At 71.4% G+C, this 5,547-nt stretch carries 4 protein-coding genes and 1 pseudogene; 1 reads left to right on the top strand and 4 read right to left on the bottom strand.

All coding sequences use genetic code 11. The annotated features are described in order from the left end of the window. Positions 1-232 precede the first annotated feature (232 nt). The 3 genes from P8T65_RS10885 to P8T65_RS10895 form a co-directional block, all read right to left on the bottom strand. A complete protein-coding gene (locus P8T65_RS10885; RefSeq protein WP_316725216.1) occupies positions 233-2,398 on the bottom strand; it encodes an MMPL family transporter in 2,166 nt (721 codons plus the stop codon). A gap of 160 nt (positions 2,399-2,558) precedes the next feature. Beyond that, positions 2,559-2,828, bottom strand: a complete 270-nt coding sequence (locus tag P8T65_RS10890; RefSeq protein ID WP_316725217.1) for a metal-sensitive transcriptional regulator — start codon at positions 2,826-2,828, stop codon at positions 2,559-2,561. A gap of 49 nt (positions 2,829-2,877) precedes the next feature. Continuing rightward, on the bottom strand, positions 2,878-3,243 hold the full coding sequence (locus tag P8T65_RS10895) for a rhodanese-like domain-containing protein (RefSeq protein ID WP_316725218.1): 366 nt from the start codon (positions 3,241-3,243) through the stop codon (positions 2,878-2,880). 525 nt (positions 3,244-3,768) lie between these two features. Between P8T65_RS10895 and P8T65_RS10900 the strand changes: the two are divergent. Next, positions 3,769-4,065, top strand: a pseudogene (locus tag P8T65_RS10900) (zinc ribbon domain-containing protein); the annotation flags it as partial. A gap of 63 nt (positions 4,066-4,128) precedes the next feature. Here P8T65_RS10900 and P8T65_RS10905 read toward each other — a convergent pair. Beyond that, positions 4,129-5,352, bottom strand: a complete 1,224-nt coding sequence (locus P8T65_RS10905; protein WP_316725219.1) for a ricin-type beta-trefoil lectin domain protein — start codon at positions 5,350-5,352, stop codon at positions 4,129-4,131. Positions 5,353-5,547 lie beyond the last annotated feature (195 nt).

The following is a 5,547-nucleotide window of genomic DNA, read 5'->3' on the forward strand; positions in this document are numbered from 1 at the left end:
CCAGAGGTTCCCGGCGGGGGCCGAGTCCTTGGAGTCCTTGGTGCAGGTGCAGCGTTGGGACTGTGGCACTGCGGCGAGGACCTGGTCGACGTGCATGCCGCAGCCGCGGTAGGTGGCTTTCTGGCACTTTCGACATGTGGCCTTCTGGCACATGGTCTCGACTCCCTTGTGTGGTGGGGCGGGTGTGGGCCGGCGCCGGCGCCGGCCCACGCGGGTCGGGGTGCCTGACGTGTTACCCGTGACTGAAGTGGATGTCGGGCAGGACGGGCTGGAGCCAGGCGGGGGTGTGCCAGGCCGCGCGGCCGGTGAGGCGGAGCAGCACGGGCAGCAGGATCAGGCGGACGAGGGCGGCGTCGAGCAGGACGGCGACGCCCAGGACGATGCCCATCTCCTTGGGCGGCAGGGAGTCGGAGAGGGCGAAGGTGAAGAAGACAGCGACCATGACGGCCGCGGCGGCCAGGATGACGCGGCCGGAGTGGCCGAGCGCGGCGACGGCGGCGGTACGGGGATCGCCGGTCTTCTCGTAGTGCTCCTTGGCGGTGGACAGCAGGAAGACGGTGTAGTCCATGGCGATCGCAAAGATCATGGCGAAGAAGAACACCGGTGCCCAGCCGTCGAGGAAGCCCTGCGGGGTGAAGCCGAGCAGACCGGCGCCGTGGCCGTCCTGGAAGATGAGGCGGGCGGCTCCGAACGCTCCTGCGGTGGCGAGCAGGTTGGTCACGGTTCCGATCAGTGCCACCAGGGGCGCCCGCAGTGCGACCACGAGCAGGAGGAAGCCGAGGACGAGGACGATGCCGATGACCAGGGGCGTCTTGTCGTTCAGGGTCTGCTGCAGGTCGAGGTTCTCGACGGCCGCGCCGCCCACCAGCGTCTTGTCGGGCAGGCCGTTGCGCAGGGTGTGGACGGTGTCCGCGAGGGCGGGATCGGACGGGTCCGCCAGGGGCACGGCCTGGATCATGGCGAGCCCGCTGTCGTCGGTGGCGGGCGTGGCCGGCATGACGGCGGCGATGCCGCTGTTGTCCGCGATCTGCCGGGCGACCCGGGCGGCGTCGGCGGACGGCGTGATGATCTGCAGGGTGCCGGGGGCGCCCTCGCCGAACGCCTTCTGGACGGCCTCGTACCCGACGCGGGAGGAGTTGCCCTCGGGCACCACCGTGATGGAGGGCATGGCCGTGCGCAGACCGATGACCGGGGCGGCCAGGGCCACCAGGACGAGCAGGGCGGGGACGCCGTAGCGCAAGGGGTGGCGCCACAGGCGCTCGCCCCAGGCGGTGAAGCGGGGCGAGGATCCGTCGCCGTCGCTCGCGGGGCGCGCGACGGGCAGCGACGCGGCGTTGACGCGTGTCCCGAGCCGGCCCAGGACGGCGGGCAGCAGGGTGAGGGTGGCGGCCAGGACGAAGACGACGGCCAGCATGATGCCGAGCGCCATGGACCTGAAGGCCGGGGCGGGCACGAGCATCACGGCCGAGAGGCTGACCAGGACGGTGAGGCCGGACAGGGCCACGGCCTTGCCGGCCGTGTCCATGGTCTCGGCGACGGCCCTGACCGGGCTGCCGTGCCGGGCGAGCGCCGCGCGGAAGCGGACGACGAGGAAGAGCGCGTAGTCGATGCCGAGGGCGAGGGCGAACATCATGGCGAAGTTCATCGCCCAGATCGACGTGGGCGTCAGGTGGTTGAGCAGCACGAGGGCGCCCGCGGAGGCGGCCAGTCCCGCGATGGTCAGCAGCAGCGGAAGCCCGGCGGCGACCAGGGAACCGAAGGCCAGCACGAGGATGGCCATCGTCACCGGCCAGGAGATCATCTCCGAGTGCATCATCGAGTCGTGGTTGGCGGTGTTGAAGTCGCTCCACATGACCGAGGCACCGGTCGCGGCGAGGGTGACCCCGTCGCCCGACAGGGCGGCGAGCGGCTTCTTCAGGTCGTCGGCGGCACGCACCATGTCGTTGGTGTCCGCGGCGGCCCCCGCCAGGAGGACCGCCGTCTTCCCGTCCCGGCTGATGGTCGCACCCTGCTGGGGTGCGAGGACGTCGGAGATCCGCGGGTCGGCCTTCAGCAGGTCCGTCGCCTTCGCGATCGTCTTCTGCACCGCCGGGTCCGAGACCTGCCGGTCGGCGGTGACGACCACCTGCAGCGCCGAGGACGCGTTGCCCGAGAAGTGCCGCTGGGCGAGTTCGCGCACCTGCACCGACGGCGAGCCGTTGGCCTGCCAGCCGGCACCGGCGAGCGCGGAGGTCACCTGGGGCGCGAACGCACCGAGACCCGCGACCAGGGCCAGCCACAGCACCAGCACCACTCGCAGACGGGTCGTGGCCCAGACCCCCAACCGCCCCAGCAGTCCGGGCGGTGCATGGGGGGCGGAGGCGTCCTTCTGTGCCAGTGCCGGTTGGGCGGTCGTCATGCTCATCTCCTGCTCAATACTCATGGGGGTATTAATGAATGCAAACTGCGTTATACGTATGGGGGTATATGAATGTGTGGGATGTGTGATCGGCGTGCGGTGCGGGACGCCAGGGGCGCCCCGCCTGTGCTCGACGGCGTGGGGCGCGCCTGGTGGAAGATCAGGCCAGGCTGAGGAACAGCTTCTCCAGTTCCGCTTCGGTCAGCGGGGCGCGCTCACCGTCGGTGGTGGTGAGGCATTCACGCATGCCATTCGCGATGATCTTGAAGCCGGCCCGGTCCAGTGCCCGTGAGACAGCGGCGAGCTGGGTGACCACGTCCTTGCAGTCGCGGCCTGCCTCGATCATCGTGATGACGCCGGCCAGCTGGCCCTGTGCGCGGCGCAGCCGGTTGAGGACGGCGGTCGTGGTTTCGTCGTCTGCGGCAGCCATGGCGGCGGCTCCTGTTCGCGGGTTGTTCCGGTGGGGTGCTGGTGGGGGTTCAGGCGGCCAGGGGTGCGGGTGTGGCCGGCTCGGTGGTGTGCGCGGCGGCCCAGGTGGCGTAGCCGCCGTCGAGGTTGGCGGTGGGGCGGCCGGTGAGCTGGGTGAGGAGGCGGGCGGCAGTGTGACCGCGCAGCCCGACCTGGCAGTGCACGATGAGTGGCCGACCGGCGGGGATCTCGCCCTGCCGGGCGCGCAGTTCGCCGACGGGGAGGTTCAGCGCGCCGGGGATGGCGCCGCGCGCGTGCTCGGCGGCGGTGCGTACGTCGATCAGGACGGCGCCGTCGGCGAGCGCGGCGTCCAGCTCGTGCCACTGCACGGTGCGGGCGGTGCCGGTGGCCGGGTTCTCGGCGATCGTCCCGGCCATGTTCACCGGGTCCTTGGCCGAGCCGTAGGGCGGGGCGTGGGCGAGTTCCGGGTCGGCCAGGTCCGGGGCTCGTGCCGCACCCCCTGACGGGACAGACGGCGAGAGACGGCTGCCTCCCCGGGATGGGGGTGCATCCCGGGGGCGGCCGCCCGGCCGCCCCGAGAGGAAGGATTATGGCGACCGCACGACCAACACCGTACGGCGCCACCACGGTCTTGTGAGCAGTCAGTCCGCCGGAAGGGCCGAACGGGAAGGCGGATCTGCCCGTCCGGACACGAACAACTCCGGGCGACGGAAAGCCCCATGCCCGAGCCCTCCTCCGCCCGCCCGCCACCGCATCAGCGTCCTGTTCGCCATGCCTTCGTGGAGGCCGCCCACGGGCCCGAACTCGCCCGGTCCGGGGCCCGCTTCCCGGTCACGTATCCGCAACGCCCGGGCAACCAGGCGCAGGTGTCCACGTACGTCAAGGGCCCTTCGCCGGAGCACCGGGTCCTGCGGGCGGTCGTCCTGTGCATCACCGCGCATCGCACCGTGACGATGCTGACGTACAAGGCCGCCCGCCACGGCGGCACCCTGCACAAGGTTCCCGCCCCCGGCACCTCCCGGCGCTGCTCGATGTGCGGCTTCACCACACCGGGCAGCCGGGAGTCCCAGGCCGTGTTCGTATGCAAGAACGAAGACTGCGGCTGGTCCGACAACGCCGACCACAACGCTGCCCGGAACGTCTTGCACCTTTACCGGATGGGCCACGCGCTCGTCCCGGCTGCCGGAAGGGCAGTCGTCAGGCGCCCCCGCGGCGTCAAGCCCGCCACCGCAAGGTAGGCAGGAATCTCCCGGCTTCAGCCGGGAGAGCACTTCAAGGGTCACCGGAACGGATCGGCCGGATCAGCCTCTGCTCCACTTCTGGTGGTCCCGGCCGTTGCAGTCCCACAACTGCAAGCGGGTGCCGTTACCGGTCTGCCGGTCCTTCACGTCGACGCACTTGTCCGCCCGCGGGTTGACCAGGTCATGCGCGGAGTTCAGCCGGAACTGCTGGGCGGGATTACCACTGCAGGTAGCCAACTGGATCACCGCACCGTTACCGGTGGCCCCCCAGGCGACATCCATACACAGCCCCAACGCCCGCACCGTCCCATCGCTCATGAAACGCCAGGACTGCTGCGCCGACCCGTTGCAGTCCCAGATCTGCAACGGCGTACCGTCACCCCCAGCGCCCGTCACATCGATGCAGCGGCCCGTGGCATGGCTCCGGACGGAGACCCTGGCAACCTGTGTGGAACCACTGGAACCACCCGGCTTCTTCTTCTTGGTGCCGGTGGGCGATTTCGTGCCCGATGTCGGACCGGCCGTCGCCGAAGTCTTCCCCGAAGACGACGAAGCACCGCCCCGGCCCGTCACCTGCCCCCCGGACTTCCCGCCCCCACCACTCTTGGACGCGCCCGTCCCGGCCCCCGCGCCCGCGCCCGCGCCCGCGCCAACGGTGGCCCGCGGTGTGGAGGAACGCCCGCCCGGACCTACGGTCCCAGCACTGCCGCCAGGGGACGGCGAAGCCGAACCGACAGCACCGTAGACGCCCCCGTCCTGGGAACCCAACACCGTACCCGGCGTCGCACCGGGCGGAACCGCACGAGCATCCTCACCGTCACCACCCACCAGAAACGGCACCGCCATCAACAACACCCCCACAATGGCCGCCCCGGCCAACAGACTCTTGTGCGGCCGCCCCGGCGGAGCCACCGGCTCGGCCTCAGCCATGCCCTCCGGCCCTTCCGCCTCCCCCACAGCAACAACGGCGGCGCTCTCCGGCTCCGCCCCGCCCCCCTCGGAGACGGCAGCGGTGGCACCTGCCACGCCCGGCTCCCGCACCGCTCCAGCCACCGGAGAGCCGGAGTCCGGCTCTCCGGTGGCCGACCGCGCCACACCCCCGGCAGACGGCACACTCCCGGCCGTTCCTCCAGCGGCGCTCGCCTCGCCGACGACGGCGGCCCCTTCAGCAGCCGGCAAACCCACGGACCGTGCCGACCCGGGCGCCGTGGCAACCGCTTCCGGTTCCGGTTCCGCAGCCTGGGAGGGTGCCTGCCGAGGGCCCTGAGCCTCTGATGCGCTCATGGTGTCCTTTCCAAACGATCGATGAGGGGGGGGTGAGTGGTGTTCCAGCCGCCCGGCACCGCCCCGGGACGCCTTGTGGGGCGTACCACGTGACAGGGCGGTCTCTGCGGGTGTGAGCGGCCGGTGGTCCGCAGCGGGCGGGGCACACGGCCCCGCCGCGCCAACGGGAATCGGTGTACAGCCAGGACATGGCTC

The organism is Streptomyces sp. 11x1, from assembly GCF_032598905.1.
In the GTDB taxonomy this organism is placed as follows: domain Bacteria; phylum Actinomycetota; class Actinomycetes; order Streptomycetales; family Streptomycetaceae; genus Streptomyces.

Coding starts and splice junctions, on each gene's coding strand:
- P8T65_RS10885 (WP_316725216.1), bottom strand. CDS start 2,398: ATGACGACCGCCCAACCGGCACTGGCACAGAAGGACGCCTCCGCCCCC.
- P8T65_RS10890 (WP_316725217.1), bottom strand. CDS start 2,828: ATGGCTGCCGCAGACGACGAAACCACGACCGCCGTCCTCAACCGGCTG.
- P8T65_RS10895 (WP_316725218.1), bottom strand. CDS start 3,243: ATGGCCGGGACGATCGCCGAGAACCCGGCCACCGGCACCGCCCGCACC.
- P8T65_RS10905 (WP_316725219.1), bottom strand. CDS start 5,352: ATGAGCGCATCAGAGGCTCAGGGCCCTCGGCAGGCACCCTCCCAGGCT.